The sequence below is a fragment of the Curtobacterium sp. NPDC092190 genome, assembly GCF_044755625.1.
Lineage (GTDB): Bacteria > Actinomycetota > Actinomycetes > Actinomycetales > Microbacteriaceae > Curtobacterium.
The window spans coordinates 88,680-112,194 of sequence record NZ_JBIVRJ010000001.1; the positions used below are offsets into that span (position 1 = coordinate 88,680).

A 23,515-nucleotide genomic window follows, 5' to 3' on the forward strand; every position below is an offset into this window, starting at 1 on the left:
AGGCATCCCACCCGTTCTGGGAAGGAACGGGCGCACGGAACGGGTGTCGGGGATCGACGCATGCACGGACGGACGGGAGGCGCGGTGCGGGCCGGCACCGCGCCTCCCGTCCGTCACATGGTCGCGCTGGCGGCCCTGGCGGCCCTGGCGGCCCTGGTGGCGCTGGTGGCGCTGGTGACCCGGGGCGCTGGCGGCGCTGGTGACCCGGGGCGCTGCCGGCCGAAGCGGCGAGGCGTGCCCCCCCCCCGTGCGGGAAACCGCGCGCGGTCCCGCGATGCCGCACCGCGCTGCGTGATGCCGCACACAACCGCCAGGACCCCCCGTTCGGGTGTCGGCGGCCTGCGGGATCTCTCGTACCGTCGTCCCGACCGACCGGACCCCCGACAGCGCCCGACCCGACGGAGCGCTGGTCCGGAAGGAACGAAGGACTGCCATGCCCGATCCGTCTGCCGGCGCACCGACGCGCCGTCGTCAGTGGGGTGCCGAGCGCCGGACCCGTCCGCTCGACACCCTGCACGCACGCCCCTCCGACCGGAAGCTCGTCTCCGGTCGCGTGGCGATCATCCTGACCGTCGCCTTCTGGCTGGCGTACGTCGTCTACACCGTGATCCGCCAGTTCCTCGACTACGGCACCGAGAGCTTCCGCTTCACCACCGAGGCGATCTCGTACCTCGTCGTCGTCACCTTCCTGACCTTCTCCGCGCTCATGCACCTGGTGGCCCGCCAGGGTGCGATGGAGCGGTTCGCGAGCCACGTGCGGGTCCCGCGCGCCGAGCTCGACCGACACTTCGCCTCCGGCCACGAGGCGCCGATGACCGTCCTCGTCCCGAGCTACGCCGAGGAGCCGGACGTCGTCGCGACCACGCTCTGGTCGGCAGCGCTCCAGGAGTACCCGTCCCTGCGGGTCGTCCTGCTCGTCGACGACGCGCCGTTCCCGACCGACCCGGCGACGCTCGACAAGCTGGAGCGCACGCGCGCGGTCGCGGACCGCATCCAGGCGCAGCTCGAGGTCCCCTCGCGCCGGTTCCAGGAAGCGCTCTTCTCGGCCGAGGTCGAGGCGGACGCCGCACCGTTCGCCAGCACGCACGCGCTCCGGACCCTCGTCGAGCACCACCGCTGGGCCGACGCGTGGCTCCGCCGGAACGCCCGGGAACACGAGGTCGCCGACCACGTCGACCGGTTCTTCCACGACCAGGTGCTCGTCGGGCTCGCCGACGAGTTCCGGCTGACCGCCGAGGCCCTCGAAGCGGCCATCGCCGACGCCGTCGCCCTCGGTCAGGACTTCAGCGAGGTGACCTCGGCGCGGGCGCTCGAGCTGCAGCGCCGTCTCGCCTGGACCTTCACCGCGGAGCTGACCACGTTCGAGCGGAAGCGGTACGTGAACCTCTCCGACGAGGCCAACAAGGCGATGAACCTCAACGCCTACATCGGACTCATGGGCGGGGCGTACGCGTTCGACGAGACCGCGTCCGGGACCGTCCTGCGCACCGTGGACGACGCCGGCGCGGCCGACCTCGTGGTCCCGGCGTCGGACTACCTCCTGACGCTCGATGCCGACTCCGTCCTGCTCCGCGACTACTGCCTGCGCCTGGTCTACTTCCTCGAGCAGCCGGAGAACGCCCGGGTCGCCGTGACGCAGACCCCGTACTCGTCCTTCCGCGGCGCTGCCACGCGCATCGAGCGGCTCGCGGGGGCCACCACCGACATCCAGCACATCCTCCACCAGGGGATGTCCCGGTACGACGCGACGTTCTGGGTCGGGGCGAACGCCGTCATCCGCACCCAGGCGCTCCGTGACATCGAGGAGGTCGAGACCGTCGGCGGCTTCGAGGTGAAGCGCTACGTCCAGGACCGCACCGTGATCGAGGACACCGAGTCGAGCGTCGACCTCGGCATGCACGGCTGGACGCTCGTCAACTACCCGGAGCGGCTCTCGTACAGTGCCACGCCGCCGGACTTCGGGTCGCTCGTCGTCCAGCGCCGCCGCTGGGCGAACGGCGGCCTCCTCATCCTGCCGAAGTACGTCCGCCAGGTCCGTGAGCGCCGGGCACGAGGCGAGCGGGTCGGTCTCGTCGAGATGGCGCTGCGCGTCAACTACATGGCGTCGATCACCTGGGCGTCGTTCGGGCTCGTCTTCCTGCTCGCGTACCCGTACGACTCGCGGCTGCTCAGCCCGATGGTGCTGCTCGCAGCGCTGCCCTACTTCTGGCTGCTGTCGAGCGACCTGCGGTACTGCGGCTACAAGCGCACGGACGTCTTCCGCATCTACGGCTTCAACCTCATCCTCACGCCGGTGAACGTCGCGGGCGTGCTCAAGAGCATCCAGCAGGCCCTCACGGCGAAGAAGATCCCGTTCGCGCGGACGCCCAAGGTGCGGGACCGCACGGCCTCGCCGGCGCTCTACGTCCTCGCGCCCTACGCGATCGTCGCCTTCTCGGTCTTCACCTTCGTCCGCGACTACGGCGCGCAGAACTGGGGGAACGCGGTCTTCGCCGCCTTCAACGCGCTCCTCGCCACCTACGCGATCGTCGCCTACATCGGCGTGTGGAACTCCGTGGTCGACGTCTGGCTGTGGGCCACGCGCTGGATGTACTACGACCCGTCGGCGCGCGCAGCCCGTCGTGCCGCTCGTCGTACCGCTCGTGCGGCCGCCCGTGCCGACCGTCGGCGCGGACGTCGTCGCGGCGGCGTCCGCCCGGTCCCGGAGCCCGTCCTCGAGGACTGGCACGCGGTCCTGTACTTCGGACACGGCGGCGGCAACCTGCCCGTCCGGCACGACGCCGACGTCGTCGGGGCGGCGGGCGCACGTGCCACCGCGTCCGCCCAGGCCGACGCGACCGGCCCGCGCCAGGAACGGAGCGCAGCCTGATGTCGACGACGAGACGACTCTCCCCGGTCCGGGTCACCATCGCGGTCGTGGTCGCCGCCGCCGTCGCCGTCGCCGGGTACGCCGGCTTCGACCGCTGGCACTCGGCGCAGGCGACCGAACGGCAACCAGCGTGGTTCGCCGCCTACACCGACGTCACCGCGACCCCGGTCTTCGCGTTCGAGGACGTCAAGTCGGCCAAGGGACGCAACGTCATGCTGTCCTTCGTCGTCGCCGACCACGACGACGCCTGCTCGCCGACCTGGGGCTCGTACTACTCGCTGCAGGGTGCGGCGGACCAGCTCGACCTCGACCGCCGTGTCGCCCGTCTGCAGCAGCAGCACGGCGAGGTCGGGGTGTCGTTCGGCGGCCTGGCGAACGACGAGCTCGCCACCACCTGCACGAAGGCGTCCGACCTGCTGGGTGCCTACCGGCAGGTCGTGCAGCGCTACGACCTGTCGACCGTCGACTTCGACGTCGAGGGCGACGACCTCACGAACCGCGCTGCGGGGGAGCGGCGTGCGAAGGCGGTGGCGGCGCTCCAGGACGAGCGCCGGGCCGCCGGTCACCCGCTCGCGGTGTGGCTCACCCTGCCGGCCGCGCCCTCGGGGCTGACGTCCGACGGGACCACCGCGGTCGCGCAGTTCCTCGCCGCCGGCGTGGACCTCGCCGGGGTGAACGCGATGACGATGGACTACGGCGAGGCCAAGGGGTCGAGCCAGAGCATGTACTCGGCGTCGGTGCAGGCGCTGCAGGAGGTCCAGCGACAGCTCGGTGTCCTGTACCAGCGCGCGGGCACGCCCCTCGGTGACGGCACCCTCTGGCACAAGGTCGGGGCGACGCCCATGATCGGGCAGAACGACGTCCGTGACGAGGTGTTCTCGCTCAGCGATGCCCGGAAGCTCAACGCCTGGGCGCGCGACCGCGGGCTGGGGCGCATGTCGATGTGGTCGCTCAACCGTGACACCACGTGTGGGTCGAACTACGTGAACCTGTCGACCGTCTCGAACTCGTGCTCCGGCGTCGACCAGGACGGACTGCTCTTCGCCGACGTGCTCGGCAAGGGGTTCGGCGGCGGGATCGTCGCGGCGGCCTCCGACGTCACGGAGGCCGAGCCCTCCGCCACCGAGCAGCCCACCGACGACCCGAAGACCAGTCCCTACCCGGTCTGGGACCAGGACGCGTCCTACCTCGAGGGCACGAAGGTGGTGTGGCACCGCAACGTCTACGAGGCGAAGTGGTGGACGTCGGGCGACCTGCCGGACGATCCGGTGCTCAGCGCGTACGAGACGCCGTGGCAGATCATCGGCCCGGTCCTGCCGGGGGAGAAGCCCGTGGAACCGCTGACGCTGCCCGACGGGACCTACGCCGCGTGGTCGGGGACGAAGCAGTACGACACGGGCGCCCGCGTCCTGTTCCACGGCATCCCGTACCAGTCGAAGTGGTGGAACACCGGCGACAGCCCCGAGGCGTCCACGAGCGACCCGGACGGGTCGCCCTGGGTCCGTCTGAAGGATGCCGAGGTGCGTCGGATCCTCGACGGGCTCGCCTCGGGCGAGCCGGCGCCGACCGCCACCGCGACGGCGACGCCGGCTCCGTGACGACGCACCTCGTGATCCGGTCCGGCCTGGAGGCACGGTGCGGGTCCGCCCCGTGCCTCCCGTCCGTCGGCTGGGTCACGGCGGTGTGTTCGCTGTGCGCGTGCTCCTGAGTTCTCCCCAGCCCCGTTCGGGGCTCCCGCGAGGTCACCCGTTTCCGATACGCTGGTGCGCCAAGAGGAGGAGGTCCACGATGCCAGAGCCAGTGGTCCCGCAGCCGGGTGGTCAGAAGACTCCGGAACAGCGGCTGGTCGACACGACCCTGACCTTCAGCATGGACATGGGAGCGGCCCTGACGGCCGAGTCCGGTGTCTCGACCGAGGAGCGCGAGGCGATCAACGCCCTGCCCTCGGGTTCGGCGTTGCTGGTGGTCCGGCGTGGTCCGAACGTCGGCGCGCGGTTCCTCCTCGACTCCGACGTCACGACGGCCGGTCGGCACCCCGCTGCCGACATCTTCCTCGACGACGTGACGGTGTCGCGGAAGCACGCGCAGTTCCTGCGCCACGGCACGGCCTTCAGCGTCAAGGACAACGGGTCGCTGAACGGCACCTACTTCGACGGCGTACGCATCGACGAGGCACTCCTGACCGACGGCGCCGAGGTGCAGGTCGGCAAGTTCCGCCTCACGTTCTACGCATCCCGGGTCGACCTGGCGCGCCTGGCGACCGCGTAGTGGCTGCGCGGTCCGCCGCAGCCCGGGCCGGTGCTGCGGTACCGGACCTGCTCACCATCGGGCAGGTCATCGCCCGGTTGAAGCCCGACTTCCCCGACCTGTCGAGCTCGAAGCTCCGCTTCCTCGAGGAACGCGAGCTCGTCACGCCGATCCGCACCGCCAGCGGGTACCGGAAGTTCTCGGCGGCCGACGTCGAGCGGCTCCGGATCGTGCTCGGTCTGCAGCGTGACCACTACCTGCCGCTCAAGGTCATCAAGGACTACCTCGCCGATCTCGACGCGGGGCGCGAGCCCGTCCTGCCCGGCGGCGGTGACGCCCCGAGACCGTCGATCCTCGGCCGCGAGCGTCGGTACACGCGGGACGAGACCGTCCGCGCTGCAGGTGCCTCGCCGATGCTGCTGACCGACGCGGTCTCGGCGTCGCTGCTGCCCGCGGCCGACACCTACGGCGACGACGCTGTGGCGGTGCTCAAGGCCCTCGTCGAACTGCAGCGCACCGGCATCGAGCCGCGGCACCTGCGCACCATGCGCGGTGTCGTCGAGCGCGAGGTCGGCCTGATCGAGTCGGCCCTCATGCCGGTGTCCCGCCGGGGCGACGCCACCTCGCGGGCCAAGGCGACGGAGCTCGCGCGCGAGATCGCCGGGCAGCTCGAGGTCGTCCGGTCGAACCTGATCCGCACGGCGATCGGCCGACTCGACGCATGACCGGCGACCGGTCGGCGTCCGGACCGGGGCTGCGCCCTGTCGACCGTCGGTGGTCGGGGCGTATCCTCGACACGCCGGACGCGCCGGTGCGGATGTGCCGGGCAGACCGTGTCCGAGTCGCTACCGTGGACCTCGGAACAACTCTCAACCCGTCGTTGAACCTTCTGGTGGGAGCTCGAACGTCGTGGAAGGCATGCACATGAGTGGGACTGACACCCCCGGTACCGAGTCCGAGATGACTCGGTACGACCTCGGCCTGCTCTTCACCGACGGCCTCCCCGAGCACGACGAGCAGAACGGCTACCGCGGCACCGTCGCCGCACGCGCGGCCGGCATCTCGTACCGACAGCTCGACTACTGGGCCCGCACCGAGCTCGTGCAGCCGACCATCCGCGGCGCTGCCGGGTCGGGGTCGCAGCGGCTCTACGGCTTCCGGGACATCCTCGTGCTCAAGCTCGTCAAGCGACTCCTCGACACCGGGATCTCGCTGCAGCAGATCCGCACCGCCGTGAACCAGCTCCGCGAGTCCGGCGTGTCCGACCTCGCCCAGACGACGCTGATGTCCGACGGGGCGTCGGTCTACCTGTGCACCTCGGACGACGAGGTCATCGACCTGGTGTCCCGCGGCCAGGGCGTGTTCGGCATCGCGGTCGGCAAGGTCCTGCGCGAGGTCGAGAGCTCCCTGGTCGAGCTCGACGCCACCCCTGCTGCGGACCCCGCCGACGAGCTCGCCGCCCGCCGGGCGAACCGCGCGTCCTAGCCGCTCCTCGCCCTCCCGCTCGTCCGGCTCCGCCGGAGAGTCGTCGGTGCCCTCGACCGGGCCAGATCTGTCACCCTCGCGCCGTCCGACGACGTCCCGGACCCACTCGGCGTCCCACCAGCGGCGTGTCGTGCCCACTCGGCACTCGGCAGACCCCGCCCGGCGGCCCACAGCCCGCGTGTCCTGCCCACTCGGCGTTCGAGCACCGACCTTCGGCTGCTGAGACCCGAGCCCCGACCCCCGGGACGCGAGCCCCGACCCCGAGCCCCGACTTCCCGCGCGGGTGGTTCCGGTCGCGCGAACTGCCGCGAGTGTCCGTCTCGGTCGGACGACTTGCCGCTCAGCTCCCGTGCGGACGGCATGTCGTGCGACCAGGACCGTCGACGACTGCATCGAGTCGAGCGTGCGACATCTCGGCTGTTCAGCGGATGACGGGCCCGAACGGTCGAGGGCTCGCCTCGGTGCGCAGCGGCACGAGTGCGCGCCGATCCGAGCGAGCACGACATGCCGCGGGGTCGTCACGGCGCGGGCGGGATCCGTCGTCCGGGGACCTCGACCGTGACAGATGTTGCACGCTCGACGGCCGGCCCAGCGAGGAGCCGGCCGGGGAGCAGCCGGTCCGGGGGAGGAAGCCGGCCCGGAGAGGCGGCAGCGCCTAGGCGGCGCCGCCCTCGGCGTAGGGACCGATCTTGCCCGTGCGCATGATGCGCTCGAGCAGCTGGTCGAAGTTCTTCGCCATCTCCTGCGCCGACTCGCCGGGCCACACGTGCAGGGGCTTCGCCGCGCCCTGCGCCTGCTGCAGCGACGTGCGCTCCGGCAGCTGCGGCGAGAGCACGAGCGGGCCGAACATGTCCCGGAGTTCCTTGATGCGGAACTGGTGCTCGAGCGACTGCACGCGCGCCCGGTTCACGATGATGCCGAGCGGCTGCAGGCGGGGGGAGAGCCCGCGGCGGATCTCCTCGATCGCACGGAGTGCGCGGTCCGCGGCGGCGACGGAGAACAGGCCCGGCTCGGTGACCACGGTCACGCGGTCCGAGGCAGCCCAGGCGGTGCGGGTCAGGGCGTTGAGCGACGGGGCGCAGTCGATGAGGACCAGCTCGTAGTCCTGCTCGACGTTCGCCAGCGCCTCCTCCAGCTTCCAGATGTCCCGGATGGAGGGGTGGGGGCCGTCGAAGTTGATGGCGGACGGCGACCCGACGAGCACGTCGACCTTGCCCTGCGAGCCCTTCGTCCACCCGGACGGGGCGATCGCCTGGCGGACGATCTTCTCCTTCGGGTTCTCGAGGACGTCGGCGACGTTGAGGTGGCCGGAGATGTCGATGTCGAGGCCGGTCGAGACGTCGGACTGCGGGTCGAGGTCCACCACCAGCGTGCGCAGTCCCTTGGCGAACGCGGCCGATGTCAGGCCGAGCGTCACCGTCGTCTTGCCGACACCACCCTTGAGGGAGCTCACGCTGAGTACATGCACGGTGAGCCACGTTACCGCCAGTAAGGTTGTGACACCTCAACCCGGGCTGAAAGGGACGTCGTGTTCAGCAAGATCCTCGTGGCGAACCGTGGCGAGATCGCCATCCGCGCGTTCCGTGCCGCGTACGAGCTGGGGGCCCGGACGGTGGCCGTCTACCCGTACGAGGACCGCGGATCCCTGCACCGGCTGAAGGCCGACGAGGCCTACGTCATCGGCGAGCCGGGGCACCCGGTCCGCGCCTACCTGGACGTCTCCGAGATCATCCGTGTCGCCCGCGAGTCGGGTGCCGACGCGATCTACCCGGGGTACGGCTTCCTCTCCGAGAACCCGGAGCTGGCCGCCGCTGCCGCCGCTGCGGGGATCACGTTCATCGGGCCGGGCGAGCACGTCCTCGAGATGGCCGGCAACAAGGTCACCGCGAAGGAGCACGCGATCGCCGCCGGTGTCCCGGTCCTCGCGAGCACCCCACCGAGCCGCGACGTCGACGAGTTGCTCGCGGGCGCCGACGCCGTCGGGTTCCCGGTCTTCGCGAAGGCGGTCGCCGGCGGCGGTGGGCGCGGGATGCGCCGCGTGGAGACGAAGGCCGAACTCCGCGAGGCGCTCGAGGCCGCGATGCGCGAGGCCGACAGCGCGTTCGGCGACCCGACCATGTTCCTGGAGCAGGCCGTCCTGCGTCCGCGGCACATCGAGGTGCAGATCCTCGCGGACGCCACGGGCACGGACGCCGGCACGATCCACCTCTTCGAGCGCGACTGCTCCGTGCAGCGCCGCCACCAGAAGGTGGTGGAGATCGCACCGGCGCCCGACCTCGATCCGGCGATCGCTGCGGCGCTCCACCGTGACGCCGTCGCCTTCGCCCGGTCGATCGGCTACGTCAACGCCGGCACCGTCGAGTTCCTCCTCGACACCGAGGGCGAGCGTGCCGGCCAGCACGTCTTCATCGAGATGAACCCGCGCATCCAGGTCGAGCACACCGTGACGGAGGAGGTGACGGACGTCGACCTCGTGCAGTCGCAGATGCGCATCGCCGCGGGGGAGACCCTCGCCGACCTCGGGCTCGCGCAGGACACCGTCGCCGTGCACGGTGCGGCGCTGCAGACCCGCATCACGACCGAGGACCCGACGCAGGGCTTCCGTCCGGACACCGGACGCATCACGACCTACCGCAGTCCGGGTGGCGCGGGCGTCCGGCTCGACGGCGGCACGGTCGCGACGGGTGCGCAGATCAGCCCGCACTTCGACTCGATGCTCGCGAAGATGACCTGCCGCGGGCGGGACTTCCCGGCGGCCGTCGCCCGGGCGAAGCGTGCCCTGGCCGAGTTCCGCATCCGCGGCGTGAGCACGAACATCCCGTTCCTGCAGGCCGTGCTCGACGACCCGGACTTCGCCCGCGGTGACGTCTCGACGCAGTTCATCGAGGAGCGCCCGCAGCTCTTCGGCGGCCACGTGTCGAAGGACCGCGGCACGAAGGTGCTCGGGTGGCTCGCCGACGTGACGGTGAACAAGCCGAACGGCGAGCGTCGCCCGCAGACCGTCGAACCGGTCGAGAAGCTCCCGGCCGTCGACCTGTCCGCCGCGCCGCCGTCCGGGCAGCGCGACCTGCTGCTGCAGGTCGGCCCCGCCGAGTGGGCGCGACGGCTCCGCGCCCAGACCGCGCTCGCGGTCACCGAGACGACGATGCGTGACGCCCACCAGTCGCTGCTCGCCACGCGCGTCCGGACGAAGGACCTGGTCGCCGTGGCGCCGCACGTGGCCCGGCTCACCCCGCAGCTGCTGAGCGTCGAGGCCTGGGGCGGAGCGACCTACGACGTCGCCCTGCGCTTCCTCGGCGAGGACCCGTGGGAGCGCCTGGCGGCACTCCGCGGGGCGATCCCGAACATCCCGGTGCAGATGCTGCTGCGCGGGCGCAACACGGTCGGCTACACCCCGTACCCGACCGAGGTCACCGACGCCTTCGTCGCCGAGGCCGCCGCGAGCGGCGTCGACGTCTTCCGCGTGTTCGACGCGCTGAACGACGTCAGCCAGCTGCGTCCCGCCCTGGATGCCGTGCTCGCGACCGGCACGGCCGTCGCCGAGGCGGCGCTCTGCTACTCCGGCGACCTCCTCGACCCGGCAGAGGACCTCTACACGCTCGACTACTACCTGCGGCTCGCCGAGCAGATGGTGGAGGCCGGCGCGCACGTCATCGGCATCAAGGACATGGCCGGTCTGCTCCGCGCGGGAGCGGCCGAGCGGCTCGTGGGCGCGCTGCGCGAGCGGTTCGACCAGCCCGTGCACGTGCACACGCACGACACCGCCGGCGGGCAGCTCGCGACGCTCCTGGCGGCCAGCCGGGCCGGCGCCGACGCGGTCGACGTCGCGGCGGCGCCGATGGCCGGGACGACGAGCCAGCCGAGCATGTCCGCGCTCGTGGCGGCGCTGGCGCACACCGAGCGCGACACCGGCCTCGACCTGACCGCGGTCGGCGCGCTCGAGCCCTACTGGGAGGCGGTCCGTCGCGCGTACGCCCCGTTCGAGTCCGGCCTGCCCGGTCCGACCGGCCGCGTGTACCAGCACGAGATCCCCGGCGGGCAGTTGTCGAACCTCCGGCAGCAGGCCATCGCCCTGGGACTCGGCGACCGCTTCGAGCAGGTCGAGGACTGGTACGCCGCGGCGAACCGCATCCTCGGCCGCCCGACCAAGGTCACGCCGTCCTCGAAGGTCGTCGGCGACCTGGCGCTGCAGCTGGCCGCGGTCGGCGCCGACCCCGACGACTTCGAGCAGAACCCGCAGCAGTACGACATCCCCGACTCGGTGATCGGCTTCATGGCCGGCGAGCTCGGCGACCTGCCCGGCGGGTGGCCGGAGCCGTTCCGGTCGAAGGTGCTCGAGGGCCGCGAGGTGCACGTCGGGACGACCCCCGTGCCGGAGTCGGAGCGCGCCGCGCTCGCGACCGCCGGACCCGAGCGGCAGCAGGCCCTCAACCGACTGCTCTTCCCGCAGCCGACCCGGCAGTTCGCCGCGGTGCGGGAGCAGTACGGCGACCTCTCGGTGCTGCCGACCCTCGACTACCTCTACGGTCTGCGTCCCGGGCAGGAGCACGTCGTGCCGCTCGGGCGCGGCGTGGAGTTGCTCGTCGGGCTCGAGGCGATCGGCGAGGTCGACGAGCGGGGCATGCGCACGGTCATGACGACGCTGAACGGGCAGCTCCGCCCGGTCGCCGTCCGTGACCGCTCGGTCGAGGTCGCGACGAAGGTCGCCGAGCAGGCGGACCCGTCCGACCCGAAGCACGTCGCCGCACCGTTCTCCGGTGTGGTGACGCTCAAGGTCGCCGTCGGTGACGTCGTCCGGGCTGGTCAGCCCGTGGCGAGCATCGAGGCGATGAAGATGGAAGCGGCCATCACGGCGCCCGTGTCGGGCACCGTCGGCCGTCTCGCGATCCCGGTGACCCAGCAAGTGGACGCCGGCGACCTCCTGGTGGTGCTGCAGTAACGTGACCGTCCGTCCCATCCGCCTGTTCGGCGACCCCGTCCTCCGTTCCCCCGCGGACCCGATCGCACCGGACGCCCTCGGTTCGCCGGGCGTGCGCGACCTCGTGCAGGACCTCCTCGACACCGTGCGCGAGCCCGGTCGTGCCGGCGTGGCCGCTCCGCAGATCGGTGTCGGCCTGCGCGCGTTCTCGTACAACGTCGACGGCGAGGTCGGGTACGTGCTCAACCCCGAGGTCGTCGAGGTGCGCGGCGAGGTCGAGCTCATGGACGAGGGCTGCCTGTCCGTCCCCGGGCTCTCCTACCCGACCCCGCGCCACCCGTGGGCCAGGGTCCGCGGCGTCGACGTCGACGGCGCCGAGGTCGTCCTCGAGGGCACCGGGCTGATGGCGGAGGCGCTGCAGCACGAGGTCGACCACCTCGACGGCACCGTCTACGTGATGACCCTCGCCCCTGAGGTCCGTCGCGCCGCACTGCGTGACGTCCGCGCCCAGTCCTGGTTCCACTGACCACGATCCGGTTGAGCGGGGCAGGGGCGTCCTGCCCCCGAAGACGGGTGCGGTTGTCCCCGTGAATGCGGACTGACGCGCCGCCGGGCGCTGGGTACGGTCGCTGACGTGCCGTCACGGTGACGGTGCAGGGCAGGGGATCACCAGCATGCAGCACCGTCAGCGGGCGACACGTCGTGCCGCCTTCGTCGTCATCACCGCAGCCGTCGCGGCCGTCGTCGGCACCACCGTGAGCGTGGTGCCGCAGGCGGCTCCTGCGGCAGCGGCGACCCAGGAGGTGGAGGCTCCGGACTTCGCGTCCGAGGTGTACGGCGATCCGTGGGACTACTCGCAGACCACCGACCAGAACACCGACGCCGTCGGGACGTCGGCGTCGATCAGCGGTGGCAAGCTCCGGGTCGCGCTCCGCTCGGGCGACTCGGTGTCGCTCGTCGACACCGTCAGCGGCAGCTTGCCGTACGGCCGTGACGGTGCGGTGCTGCCGGTCGACGCCTCGCGGTACAAGCGGCTCTCCTTCAAGATGGACCAGCCGTTCGACCGCCAGATCGGGGCGGTCTACTGGTGGACCTGCCGCGAGAAGACCTCGGCGTGCGGGGGCGGCATCACCTTCCCGGTGACCCCGGGCTCGCAGGTGTACGACCTGCCCCTGACGAAGGCGTCGACGCTGCAGGCCGGGCGGCCCTGGTCGGGGAAGATCGTCGCGTTCCGGCTCGACCCGGTGGTCCTGCCCGCGGGGAAGTCCGGCACCGCGCTCATCGACTGGACGAGGCTGCGCGGCAGCGGCGGCTCGCACGCTGCGTACCCGCCGGGGACGTACGGCGACGCCGTCGTCGCCCGACGACCGCGCCCGGTCGTCGACTCGCCGAACGTCCGTCAGGGGGTCGACCTGGCGACCCGGCAGCGCGGTACACCGTGGGTCTTCACGAACGCATCGGCGGCGCGGGGCATCGGCATCGAGAACGCCACGATCCTGGGCTACGGCGCGAGCGGCATGACGGCCCGGAACTCCGGAGCACACCCCGGCGACTCGCAGCTGTCGCTCCCGGTCTCGAGGTTCAAGGCGGACTCCTACCACCACCTCTCGCTCGAGTACACCTACGACGGACCGTTCTCGCTCGCCGGTACTCCCGGCGGTGGCAAGATGGCCCGGCTCATCTGGTGGGACCCGTCGTCCACGACGCCGCAGATCGGGAACGACGTGCTGACCTGGTCGGGGCAGAACGCGCGGCGCATCGAGATCGACCTCAGCAAGCAGGACGACCTCGACGAGGACGCGCTGTCGCCGGAACTCGGGTGGAACGGCCGGACGATCTCCCGGTTGCGGTTCGACCCGAACGAGGACCCGGGAGCCCTGACCTGGCACCTCGAGGCGATCCACCTGCGGACCGACCCGAGCGCCACGCGCACCACGACGGTGAAGTTCCACGACGCAGCCTGGGTGGCCGGCGCGACGGCGACCGTCTCCGTCGCGCAGAGCGGCTCCGGCAAGTGGCAGACGATCCGGTCCGGTGTCGCGGTCCAGCAGGGCACGAACTCGGTGCGCTTCGACCTCGGCAGCCGTCCCGCGGCGAAGTACCGCGTCCGTGTCGCCATCACGCACCCGGGTGTCGCGACCGCCAGCGCGTCCTCCACGGCGGTCATCGCGATGCGGAAGTGACCGTCCCCGGGGTGTTCGCCGGAGGTCCGTGCGTGACACCCCTTCGCGGGATTGTCCGAACATCCCGGTCGCGAGGTACCGTGTCCGCGTCGGCTTCCCACCGACACGGCTCCCACACCCTCAGGACACCCAGCATGACCGTTCAGAACGACGAGCTCAGCTCGCACCGCACCCGCACCAACCGCCGCCCCGACCCCGCGCCGACGACGTCGTCGGTCGCCGTCCTCGACGCGCCGGAGGTGCAGGCCCCGGAGGCCTGATCCGGAGCGCGTCCGCGACCCGTCGACGGGTCGCGCCCCGCGCGCAGACGACACACGGGAGGCCCGGTGTCGGTCCGTCGGACCGGCACCGGGCCTCCCGTCCGTCGTCCCTACGCGCGGCCCCGTCGTCGGGACGCGACCACGGGGGTGGCCGTGGTCTGGACCTTCGACCCCGAGTAGATGTGCTCGACGTCCGCGGCGAAGTCCCGCAGCACGACGGCGCGCTTGATCGTCAGCTTCGGGGTGAGGTGGCCGGAGGCCTCCGTCAGCTCGGTGTCGACGATGGTGAAGGACCGCACGGACTCGGCCCGGGACACCCGCTGGTTCGCGGTGTCCACGGCCTCCTGCACGGCGACGTGCACGCGCTCGTCGTAGGCGGCCTCGCGCGGCGTGAGCGCGGGGGTGATGCCGCGGGCCTCGCACCACCCGGGGAGCATCTCCCGGTCGAGCGTGACGAGCGCGGCGACGAAGGGCTTGCCCTCGCCGACGACCACCACCTGCCCGACCAGCGGGTGCTCGCGGATGCCGTCCTCGAGCGGTGCCGGCGCGACGTTCTTGCCGCTCGCGGTGACGATGAGCTCCTTCGCCCGACCGGTCACGGTGAGCACCCCGTCGGCGTCGAGCCGCCCGAGGTCGCCCGTGCGGAACCACCCGTCGCTGAAGGCCTTCGCGGTCGCCTCGTCGTTGTGCCAGTAGCGGTCGAACACGTCGACGCCGCGGATCAGGATCTCGCCGTCCTCGGCGATCCGTACCTCGACGCCCGGGAGTGCTCGACCGACCGTGCCGATGCGGAGCTCGCGCGCCCGGTTCACGGTCGCGGGCGCGGTCGTCTCGGTCAGGCCGTAGCCCTCGAGGATGTGCATGCCGATCGAGCGGAAGAAGTGCGACAGGCGGGGGGAGAGCGGAGCGGAGCCGCTGATCGCGTACTGCACGCGTCCACCGATCGCGTCGCGCAGCTTGGCGTAGACCAGCTTGTCGAACAGCGCGAACCGCAGCTTCAGGCCGAGGGGCACCCGTCCCGCGGCCACCGCCTCGGAGTGCGCGACCGCGACGTCGGCTGCGGCACGGAAGATCCGACCCTTGCCGCCGAGGTCGGCCTTCTGCTCGGCCGAGTTGTAGATCTTCTCGAAGACGCGGGGCACCGCCAGCAGGAAGGTCGGCTTGAACGTCGACACGGCCCGCATGAGGTCGCGGGTGTCCGGCTCGTGGCCGACGAGCACCCCGGTCGAGATCGACATGACCGCGATGAAGCGGGCGAAGACGTGGGCCATCGGGATGAACAGCAGCGTGGAGGACCCGTCGGCGACGACCTCGGGCATCGCCTCGGTGGCGCCCTCGACCGTGCCGGTGAAGTTGTCGTGCCGCAGGACGCACCCCTTCGGGCGTCCGGTGGTGCCCGACGTGTAGATGATCGTCGCGTCGTCGTGCCCGTGCACGTCCGCCGTGCGGGCGTCGAGCTCGGCGTCGGTGACCGTCTCGCCGAGACGGACCAGGTCGTCGAGACCGCCGCCGTCGATCGTCCAGTGCTGTCCGAGGTGCGGCAGGTCCGGGGCGATCGACGCCACCCGGCGTGCGTGCTCCTCCTGCTCGACCACGATCGCCACGGTCTCCGAGTCGGAGAGGATCCAGCGCACCTGGTCGGGGGAGCTCGTCTCGTAGACCGGCACGGACACGAGCCCCGCGGTCCAGACGGCGAAGTCGACGAGCGTCCACTCCATCCGGGTGCGGGACAGGATCGCGACGTGCGCACCCGGTTCGAGCCCGGCGGCGACGAAGCCCTTCGCGATCCCGCGGACGCGCGCGAGGGTGTCCGCGGCGCTGACGGTCGTCCAGGTGTCGCCGTGCCGCTGGGCGAGGATCGGCCGGTCGGGCGTCCGACGCGCCCGGTCGGAGAGCAGTCGGGCGGCGGAGCCGTGGTCGGGTGCGGAGTTGGGTGCGGGCTGCCGCTGATCGTTCACGGTTGACTCCCTTGTCGGCCGGTGCGATACGAGGACGCCTCGACGATGAGACGTCACCGCCAGCATACGGGCGGAGCGGCACGGGACGGACGGGCTCCGGTGCGGTTCGCAGCACCTCGTCAGCCGTCGGGCGGCGTCGGCCGGCTCCGAGCGGGCGAGCGGTGCCCGGCACCCGCCTCGGTCGCGTTGCCGGCGTTCGGCGTCGCCACGCGGAGACGGTAGGCTCGACCCTCGTGCATGCCATCGGAATCGACATCGGGGGCACCAAGATCGCGGGAGCGGTCGTCTCGGAGCTCGGCGAGATCCTCGCCGAGGACCGCGTCGCCACCAACGCGGCGGACCCGGACGCCATGCTCGACGACGTCGTGACGATGGTCACCCGTCTGCGAGCCGCCCACGACGTGGGAGCGGTCGGTGTCGCGGCACCGGGCTTCATCGACGCGTCGCAGTCGATCGTCTACTACACGCCGAACATCCGCTGGCGGAACGAGCCCCTCCGGCAGAAGCTCCAGGAGCGCCTCGGCGACCTGCACATCACCGTCGACAACGACGCGAACGCCGCCGGCTGGGCGGAGTTCCGCTTCGGTGCCGGTCGCCTCGTGTCCGACATGACGATGCTCACGATCGGGACCGGTGTCGGTGGCGCGATCGTGACCGAGGACCGGCTCTTCCGCGGCGGCTTCGGCACCGGCGGCGAGATCGGTCACCTGCGGATCGTCCCGAACGGCCTGCCCTGCGGCTGCGGCGCCCGCGGCTGCATCGAGCAGTACGGCTCCGGCCGTGCCCTGCAGCGCATGGCGAACGACGTCGCCGACGCCGGCGGCATCGGTTCGGCACTCGCCGACGCGCGCGAGCAGAACGGCGGGCAGCTCGACGGCGCGATCGTCGGCGACCTGATCCTGGCCGACGACCCGGGCGCCCTCGCCGCGCTCCGTCGCCTCGGTCGCCACCTCGGCGAGGCCTGTGCGTCACTGTCCGCGGTGCTCGACCCGCAGCTGTTCGTCTTCGGCGGCGGTGTCGCGAGCGCCGGCGACCGTCTGCTCGAGCCGATCAAGCAGGCGTACCTCAACAACCTGCCGGCGCGCGGGTACCACCCGGAGCCCGACTTCGTGATCGCCGAGCTCGTGAACGACGCCGGCGTCGTCGGCGCCGCCGACCTCGCCCGCATCCACGCCCGCACGGCGTAGGGTCACCCCGACGGTACGCGCGTCCCGAACTGGAGTCGACGATGACCTACTGGCTGCTCAAGAACTTCCTGCTCGGCCCGCTCATCCTGACGCTCTTCCGACCCTGGGTCGTCGGCCGTGAGCACGTGCCCGCGAAGGGCCCGGTGATCTTCGCGTCGAACCACATCTCGTTCATCGACTCGGTGATCCTGCCGGCGGTGCTCGACCGGCGGATCTCCTTCCTGGCGAAGAGCGACTACTTCACCGGTCGTGGCCTCAAGGGCTGGGCGACGAAGACCTTCTTCAACGCCATCGGGCAGCTGCCCATCGACCGCTCCGGCGGCAAGGCGTCCGAGGCGTCGCTCCACACCGGGCTCCAGGTCCTGGCACGCGGCGAGCAGCTCGGCATCTACCCCGAGGGCACCCGCAGCCCGGACGGCAAGCTCTACCGCGGCCGCACCGGCATCGCCCGGATGATCCTCGAGGGCCGGGTGACCGTCGTGCCGGTCGCGATGGTCGGCACGCGCGAGGTGCAGCAGATCGGCCAGAAGTTCCCCAAGTTCAAGCGCGTCGGCGTCGTCTTCGGCAGGCCGCTCGACTTCTCGCGCTTCGAGGGCTTCGAGACCGACCGGTTCATCCTGCGCAGCGTCACCGACGAGGTCATGCACGAACTCGCCGGTCTGAGCCGCCAGGAGTACGTCGACGTCTACGCGACGAGCGTCAAGGAGCGTGCCAGCAGCGCTCGAGAGCAGGTCATGAAGGACCGCCGCACGCCGACGGCCTGACGGGCGACCGCCGTCGTCGCCCCCGCGTCACGCGGGAGCGGCGGGTCGGGCGCGGACGGTAGGATCTGAGGACTCCGGCCCCGGCCGGACCGGCCTGCGCGCAGGCCTCCCGCTCCCGCCCGACCCAGAACACCGAGGTACCGCCTTGATCGAGTCGACCGACGTCGTCGCCCTGCAGGATCCGGACGTGATCGAGGGTCTCGACCACTGGCGCACCCTGCCGATCAAGCAGCAGCCGACCTGGCCCGACCGCGCCGCGGCCGAGGCGGCGTCCGCCGAGATCGCGACGCTGCCGCCGCTCGTCTTCGCGGGCGAGGTCGACAAGCTCCGTGACCGGCTCGCCGCAGCGGCGCAGGGCAAGGCGTTCCTGCTGCAGGGCGGCGACTGCGCCGAGACCTTCGCCGGAGCCACGGCGGACTCGATCCGTGACCGTGTGAAGACCATCCTCCAGATGGCCGTCGTGCTCACCTACGGTGCCTCGACACCGGTGATCAAGATGGGACGCATGGCGGGGCAGTTCGCCAAGCCGCGGTCGAGTGACTTCGAGACGCGCGGCGACGTGACGCTGCCGGCGTACCGCGGCGACATCGTGAACGGCTACGACTTCACCCCGGAGAGCCGCCAGGCCGACCCCCGCCGCCTGGTGCAGGGCTACCACACGGCCGCGTCGACGCTGAACCTGGTCCGTGCCTTCACGCAGGGCGGGTTCGCCGACCTGCGGCAGGTGCACTCGTGGAACAAGGGCTTCGCGTCGAACCCGGCGAACGCCCGCTACGAGCACCTCGCGAAGGAGATCGACCGCGCGATCCGCTTCATGGACGCCTGCGGAGCCGACTTCGAGGCGCTGAAGCACACCGAGTTCTACGCCTCGCACGAGGGGCTCCTCATGGACTACGAGCGGCCGATGACCCGTATCGACTCGCGCTCCGGTCTCGCCTACGACACCTCCGGCCACTTCATCTGGATCGGCGAGCGGACCCGCGACCTCGACGGCGCCCACGTCGACTTCCTGTCCCGCGTGCGGAACCCGATCGGCGTGAAGCTCGGCCCGACGACGACCGTGGACGACATGAAGGCCCTGGTCGACACGCTCGACCCGGAGCGCGAGCCCGGTCGTCTGACGTTCATCACCCGGATGGGTGCGGGCAGGATCCGCGACGAGCTGCCGAAGCTGCTCGAGGCGATCAAGGGCATGGACGCGAACCCGCTCTGGGTGACCGACCCGATGCACGGCAACGGCCTGACGACCCCGACGGGCTACAAGACCCGTCGCTTCGACGACGTCGTGGACGAGGTCCTCGGCTTCTTCGAGGCGCACCGCCAGGTCGGCACCTACCCGGGCGGCATGCACGTCGAGCTCACCGGTGACGACGTCACCGAGTGCCTGGGCGGCTCCGAGCAGATCGACGAGGCGACCCTGGCGACGCGCTACGAGTCGCTGTGCGACCCGCGGCTCAACCACATGCAGTCGCTCGAGCTCGCCTTCCTGGTGGCCGAGGAGCTGAGCGCCCACCCCTACCAGCGGCCGTAGTCGCGACCGTACGACGGACGGGAGGCACGGTGCCAGCCGGCACCGCGCCTCCCGTCCGTCCGTCCGCTCGTCTCCGGCCCGGCTCCGGTCGCCTGTCCTGTCCTGCCCGGCTCCGGTCGCCCGTCCTGCCCGTCTCCGGTCGCACGACCTGGCGGCTACTGCTCGTAGGAGAGCGTGATCGTGTCGCCCCGGTGGACGGTCGATCCCTGGATCGGGTCCGTCGCGGTCACCGGCAGCGCTGACTTCCAGTCGTAGAACCGGCAGAGCACGTTCGTGCAGTCCGGGACGGAGACGTCGAGGCCGAGGTTCTCCAGGGTCGAGGTCGCCTCGTCGATGGTCTTGCCGGCGACGTCGGGCAGCGTGATCGGCGTCGGGCCCTTCGAGAGCACGAGGTCGACGGCAGAGCCCTGCACGGCGGGGGAGTCCTCGACGCTGGACGAGATGACCTGCCCCTTCGGCACGTCGTCGCTGTAGCGCTCCTGCTGCGCCCCGACGACCAGACCGACGGCGTCGAGCGCGGCGGTCGCGCCGTCGAGGGTCTTGCCCGTGACGTCCGGGACGGCGCCGAGCGAGACCGTGAGCGTGACCGGCCCGCGTTCGGCGTACTCGCCGACGGAGGACAGGTCGACCGTCTGCCCGTCGGTGCCCAGGCCCTTCGCCGCGATCACGGTGTCCTCCGGAGCGTCGGCCGAGAACTCGTACTGGTCGTCCTGCAGCTGGAAGTCGTCGTCCAGTGCGGCCGTCACGGTCGACAGCGGTTGCCCGACGATCGCGGGCAGGGCGATCATCCGCGGGCCGTCCGACACGACGATCCGCACCGGGGTGCCCTTGCGGACCTCGCGTTCGGCCGCCGGCTTGGTCGTCGACACCTGCCCCTTCGCCACGACGGCGTCGTACCGGCTGTCGGTCTCGGCGGTGGGTTGGAGCCCCTGTGCCTGGAGCAGCTGCCGGGCCTGTGCCACGGACTTCCCGGCGACCTCGGGGATGCGGACGTTGCCCCAGGGCCCCGGACCGAGGGCCCAGCCGGCGACGCCGGCGATGATCGCGAGGACCACGACGACCGCGAGCAGGATCCACCCGCGCTTCCGACGCTTGACGGACTTGTCGGCGAGGCGTTGCGCCGCCGGGGAGAGCGTCCCGGGCTGGGCTCCCGTGCGTCGGGGGCCGGGCGCACCGCGGCGGGCCGGAGCAGCGGGCGCACCGCCCGTCGAGTCGGCGATCACCCGGGTGGCGTCGTCCTGCTCGGGGCCGTCCCACCGTCCGGACGCATCGGCCGAGGAGGGCGACGCGCTGCCGGCCGGCAGGATCGCGGTGGCGTTCTCCGGACGCAGCACCGCGGTGCGGTACTGGCCGGTCGCGCGCTGCTGGTTGCCCGACATGTGGTCGAGCATCTCGCGGGCGTCGCGCGGACGGTCTGCGGGGTCGCGGGCGGTGGCCCAGGCGACCAGGTCGTCGAGCTCCGGCGGGACGCCCGGCTCCGCGGCGCTCGGCACCGGGACCGTGTCGTTGGCGTGCTGGTAGGCGATCTGCATCGGCTGGTCGCCCTTGTAGGGCTGCTCGCCGGTGAGCATCTCGTAGAGCATGATGCCGAGTGCGTAGATGTCGCTGCGCGAGTCGGCGGCGCCGCGCGTCACGAGCTCGGGGGACAGGTACGCGATCGTGCCGAGCAGGGCTGCTCCGGTGGCCGTGTTCGCCGTGGTCGCCCGCGCCAGGCCGAAGTCGCCGAGCTTGATGCGCCCGTCGTCGGCGAGCAGGACGTTCTCGGGCTTGAGGTCGCGGTGCACGATGCCGGCCCGGTGCGCCGACGCGAGGCCGGCGAGCACGGCGCGCAGGATGTCGGTGGCCTGCTCCGGGGTGAGCGCCCGGTGCTCCTGCAGCAGGTCGCGCAGGGTGATGCCCGGGATGTACTCCATGACGATGTACGCCGTGTCGTCCTCGGCGCCCTGGTCGTACACGCCGACGAGGTTCGGGTGGGAGAGCCGGGCGGCCGAGCGGGCCTCCTGGATGAAGCGCTCACGGAAGGCCTGGTCGTCGGCCAGGTGCCCGTGCATGATCTTGATCGCGACGCGACGCTCGAGCCGGACGTCGGTGGCGAGGTACACCGTCGCCATGCCCCCGCGCGCGATGCGCGAGCGCACGCGGTACCGCTGGTCGATCATGCGACCGATCATCGGGTCCGTTGCGGCGTTCGTGGTCATCGGCGGCATTCTACGAAGGGCTGCCGGTACGGTCCGACCTGACGCACCGACCGTGACCCAATCTCGATCTCGAGGATGAGTCGGCTGTCCGGCCGACCAGGCGGGCGGGAGCTCAGAGCGAGGCCAGCAGGGCGCGCGCGGTCTGCTCCCACTTCGCGTACTCGTTCGGGTACGCGGAGACCTGGACCGCCTGGGCGGCGTCGGTCAGGGCCATCGACGACCACCCACGCACGCCGAGCAGGCCGCGGGTCTTGCCGGGGTTGCCGACGAAGAACAGCTCGGCGGCGGTGGCCGGGTCCTGCAGTGCGGCCTTCGTGCCCCAGCCCTGGCTCGGACGCTGCTGGAACAGGCCGACGGAGTCGCGGTCGCCGTGCGACAGGTTGCGCAGGCTCGACTCCTGCAGAGCCGCTGCGAGGGCGATGACGATGCCGCGGTCGGGGACGCCGAGGGTCCGGCCGACGCTGACGATGGTGGCCGCGTTGCGCCGCTGCTCACCGGTCAGCTCGACGCCGTTGACGCTGCCGACGGCCGTGGTCACGGCACTCCCGGTCGGGGTGGTCGTCGGCTTCGAGGTCGCAGCGGGCAGCACGAGGGTCTTCCCCGCGTAGATCGTGCTCGTGTAGCTGAGGCCGTTCGCCGCGAGGAGGGCCTTCACCGACACCCCGTGCTTCGCCGCGATCGCCCCGATGGTGTCGCCGGCGACGATCTTCACGCTCGACGCCCGGGCGGGTGCGGCCGGCGCGGTGCTCACGGCAGGCGCCGGCTTCGCGGCGGGTGCCGTCCCGGCGCGGGGGATCGTCAGGGTCTGGCCCGGGTAGATCAGCGAGCGCTGCGAGAGGTCGTTCGCGGCGAGGATCGCCGAGGTCGACACGCCCACGCGGGCGGCGATGCCGGACACGGTGTCGCCCGACCTCACGTGGTAGCTGCCGCTCGTGCTCGACGTCGCCGGTGCTGCTGCGGGGGCGGCGGGTGTCGAGGACAGGTGCAGCGTCTGCCCGGGGTGGATGATCGTGTTCCAGCCGAGGCCGTTGCGGACCAGGACCTCCTGCGCCGAGAGCCCGAAGCGCGCGGCGATGCCCGAGACGGTGTCGCCCTGACGCACCGTGTAGGTGGTGGGGGCCTTCGACACCGCGGCGACCGTGGTGACGGTGGTGGTCGACGGGCGGGCGACGGCGGTGCCGAACACCGGGCGCTGGCCCACGTTCCGGTCCTCGTCCACGTGCCGCTTCTTCGCGGCGTCGTCGTGCCGGGGCTCGGCGTGCGCCACCGGGCCGGTGAGGCCGGCGGTCACGGCGATCGTGCCCGCGAGGACGATGGGCATGGTGGCGAACCGGGCGGATCGAGCGCGCCGGGCGGCGTCGTCTGCAGCGTTGTCCACGGGTTGTCTCCTGTCCTGGGTGAGCCGTGCGCGGGAGCGGGTACTCACAGGTGGCTCCACGCTGACATGGCGTGATTCCCAAGTCAACCAGAGAGCCGCGTGTTGCGCGTGTGACTCGTGTGATCAGCGTGACGGCACGACGCAGGCCGGTGCTCTGGCAACATGGGGCGGGTGAGTGATGGACCCACCGACGACACGACCCTCTCCGAGCGCTGGCTGACGGTGCCCGACCTCGTGGACCTGCTCGGGGTGAGCCCCGGGCGCATCCACCGCCTGTTCGAGCAGAAGACGCTGCTGGCTGCCCGCGTGGGCGGCGTGCTGCGGGTGCCGAGCGAGTTCCTCGACGGCTCCGAGCCGATGCCGGAGCTGCGCGGCACGCTGATCGTCCTCGGTGACAACGGGTTCTCCGACGACGAGGCGGTCCGCTGGATGCTCTCCGAGGAGCCCGCACTCCGCACCTCGCCGATCGCCGCGCTGCGCGCCGGCCGCAAGGCCGAGGTGCGCCGCGTCGCACAGTCCCTGCTCTGAGCCCGGGAG

17 protein-coding genes are annotated in these 23,515 nt (G+C 71.8%); 13 read left to right on the plus strand and 4 right to left on the minus strand.

Going from position 1 to position 23,515, the window contains the following annotated elements; translation table 11 throughout:
• The first annotated feature begins 433 nt into the window (after positions 1-433).
• The 5 genes from ACIQFY_RS00450 (at position 434) to ACIQFY_RS00470 (ending at position 6,601) form a co-directional block, all read left to right on the plus strand.
• Positions 434-2,869: a glycosyltransferase family 2 protein gene (locus ACIQFY_RS00450; protein WP_271826838.1), complete on the plus strand. Its 2,436-nt coding sequence runs from the start codon at positions 434-436 to the stop codon at positions 2,867-2,869.
• On the plus strand, positions 2,869-4,467 hold the full coding sequence (locus tag ACIQFY_RS00455) for a chitinase (RefSeq protein WP_066653695.1): 1,599 nt from the start codon (positions 2,869-2,871) through the stop codon (positions 4,465-4,467). The genes ACIQFY_RS00450 and ACIQFY_RS00455 overlap by 1 nt, the downstream gene beginning before the upstream one ends.
• A gap of 190 nt (positions 4,468-4,657) precedes the next feature.
• A complete protein-coding gene (locus ACIQFY_RS00460; RefSeq protein ID WP_066653698.1) occupies positions 4,658-5,137 on the plus strand; it encodes an FHA domain-containing protein in 480 nt (159 codons plus the stop codon).
• Positions 5,137-5,841, plus strand: a complete 705-nt coding sequence (locus ACIQFY_RS00465) for a MerR family transcriptional regulator (protein WP_066653699.1) — start codon at positions 5,137-5,139, stop codon at positions 5,839-5,841. Before ACIQFY_RS00460 ends, ACIQFY_RS00465 begins: the two co-directional genes overlap by 1 nt.
• Positions 5,842-6,040: 199 nt before the next feature.
• Positions 6,041-6,601 carry a MerR family transcriptional regulator gene (locus tag ACIQFY_RS00470; protein WP_066658032.1) on the plus strand — a complete coding sequence of 187 codons (561 nt, stop codon included), beginning with the start codon at positions 6,041-6,043 and terminating at the stop codon, positions 6,599-6,601.
• Positions 6,602-7,256: 655 nt separating this feature from the next.
• Here ACIQFY_RS00470 and ACIQFY_RS00475 read toward each other — a convergent pair.
• Positions 7,257-8,069: a ParA family protein gene (locus tag ACIQFY_RS00475; RefSeq protein WP_058729211.1), complete on the minus strand. Its 813-nt coding sequence runs from the start codon at positions 8,067-8,069 to the stop codon at positions 7,257-7,259.
• Positions 8,070-8,129: 60 nt separating this feature from the next.
• Between ACIQFY_RS00475 and ACIQFY_RS00480 the strand changes: the two genes are divergently transcribed.
• From ACIQFY_RS00480 to ACIQFY_RS00495, 4 genes are all read left to right on the plus strand, one after another.
• On the plus strand, positions 8,130-11,540 hold the full coding sequence (locus ACIQFY_RS00480) for a pyruvate carboxylase (protein ID WP_326496216.1): 3,411 nt from the start codon (positions 8,130-8,132) through the stop codon (positions 11,538-11,540).
• Between the two features lies 1 nt (position 11,541).
• Positions 11,542-12,045 (plus strand): peptide deformylase, encoded by a 504-nt coding sequence (locus ACIQFY_RS00485; protein ID WP_066653701.1) that lies wholly within the window; start codon positions 11,542-11,544, stop codon positions 12,043-12,045.
• A gap of 148 nt (positions 12,046-12,193) precedes the next feature.
• Positions 12,194-13,702 (plus strand): hypothetical protein, encoded by a 1,509-nt coding sequence (locus ACIQFY_RS00490; RefSeq protein WP_400337761.1) that lies wholly within the window; start codon positions 12,194-12,196, stop codon positions 13,700-13,702.
• 134 nt (positions 13,703-13,836) lie between these two features.
• Positions 13,837-13,962 (plus strand): hypothetical protein, encoded by a 126-nt coding sequence (locus ACIQFY_RS00495; RefSeq protein WP_268746771.1) that lies wholly within the window; start codon positions 13,837-13,839, stop codon positions 13,960-13,962.
• Between the two features lie 110 nt (positions 13,963-14,072).
• Here the strand turns inward: ACIQFY_RS00495 and ACIQFY_RS00500 are convergent, their stop codons facing one another.
• Positions 14,073-15,920, minus strand: coding sequence for an AMP-dependent synthetase/ligase (locus ACIQFY_RS00500; RefSeq protein ID WP_400337764.1), 1,848 nt, complete (start codon positions 15,918-15,920; stop codon positions 14,073-14,075).
• 233 nt (positions 15,921-16,153) lie between these two features.
• On the opposite strand from ACIQFY_RS00500, the gene ACIQFY_RS00505 reads away from it, so the two are divergent.
• From ACIQFY_RS00505 to ACIQFY_RS00515, 3 genes are all read left to right on the plus strand, one after another.
• A complete protein-coding gene (locus ACIQFY_RS00505) occupies positions 16,154-17,107 on the plus strand; it encodes an ROK family glucokinase (protein ID WP_066653706.1) in 954 nt (317 codons plus the stop codon).
• Positions 17,108-17,148: 41 nt separating this feature from the next.
• A complete protein-coding gene (locus ACIQFY_RS00510; RefSeq protein ID WP_066653708.1) occupies positions 17,149-17,871 on the plus strand; it encodes a 1-acyl-sn-glycerol-3-phosphate acyltransferase in 723 nt (240 codons plus the stop codon).
• Between the two features lie 187 nt (positions 17,872-18,058).
• Entirely contained in the window at positions 18,059-19,402 is a 1,344-nt protein-coding gene (locus ACIQFY_RS00515; protein WP_326496290.1) for a class II 3-deoxy-7-phosphoheptulonate synthase, read from the plus strand.
• 155 nt (positions 19,403-19,557) lie between these two features.
• On the opposite strand, the gene pknB is transcribed toward ACIQFY_RS00515, so the two are convergent.
• Both pknB and ACIQFY_RS00525 read right to left on the minus strand, forming a co-directional pair.
• The gene (gene pknB, locus ACIQFY_RS00520) at positions 19,558-21,600 is read right to left on the minus strand and encodes a Stk1 family PASTA domain-containing Ser/Thr kinase (protein WP_400337768.1); all 2,043 of its coding nucleotides are present in this window, start codon (positions 21,598-21,600) and stop codon (positions 19,558-19,560) included.
• Between the two features lie 112 nt (positions 21,601-21,712).
• Entirely contained in the window at positions 21,713-22,978 is a 1,266-nt protein-coding gene (locus ACIQFY_RS00525) for a LysM peptidoglycan-binding domain-containing protein (protein WP_400337771.1), read from the minus strand.
• Between the two features lie 162 nt (positions 22,979-23,140).
• Between ACIQFY_RS00525 and ACIQFY_RS00530 the strand changes: the two genes are divergently transcribed.
• Positions 23,141-23,506, plus strand: coding sequence for an Rv2175c family DNA-binding protein (locus tag ACIQFY_RS00530; protein WP_209683092.1), 366 nt, complete (start codon positions 23,141-23,143; stop codon positions 23,504-23,506).
• Positions 23,507-23,515 lie beyond the last annotated feature (9 nt).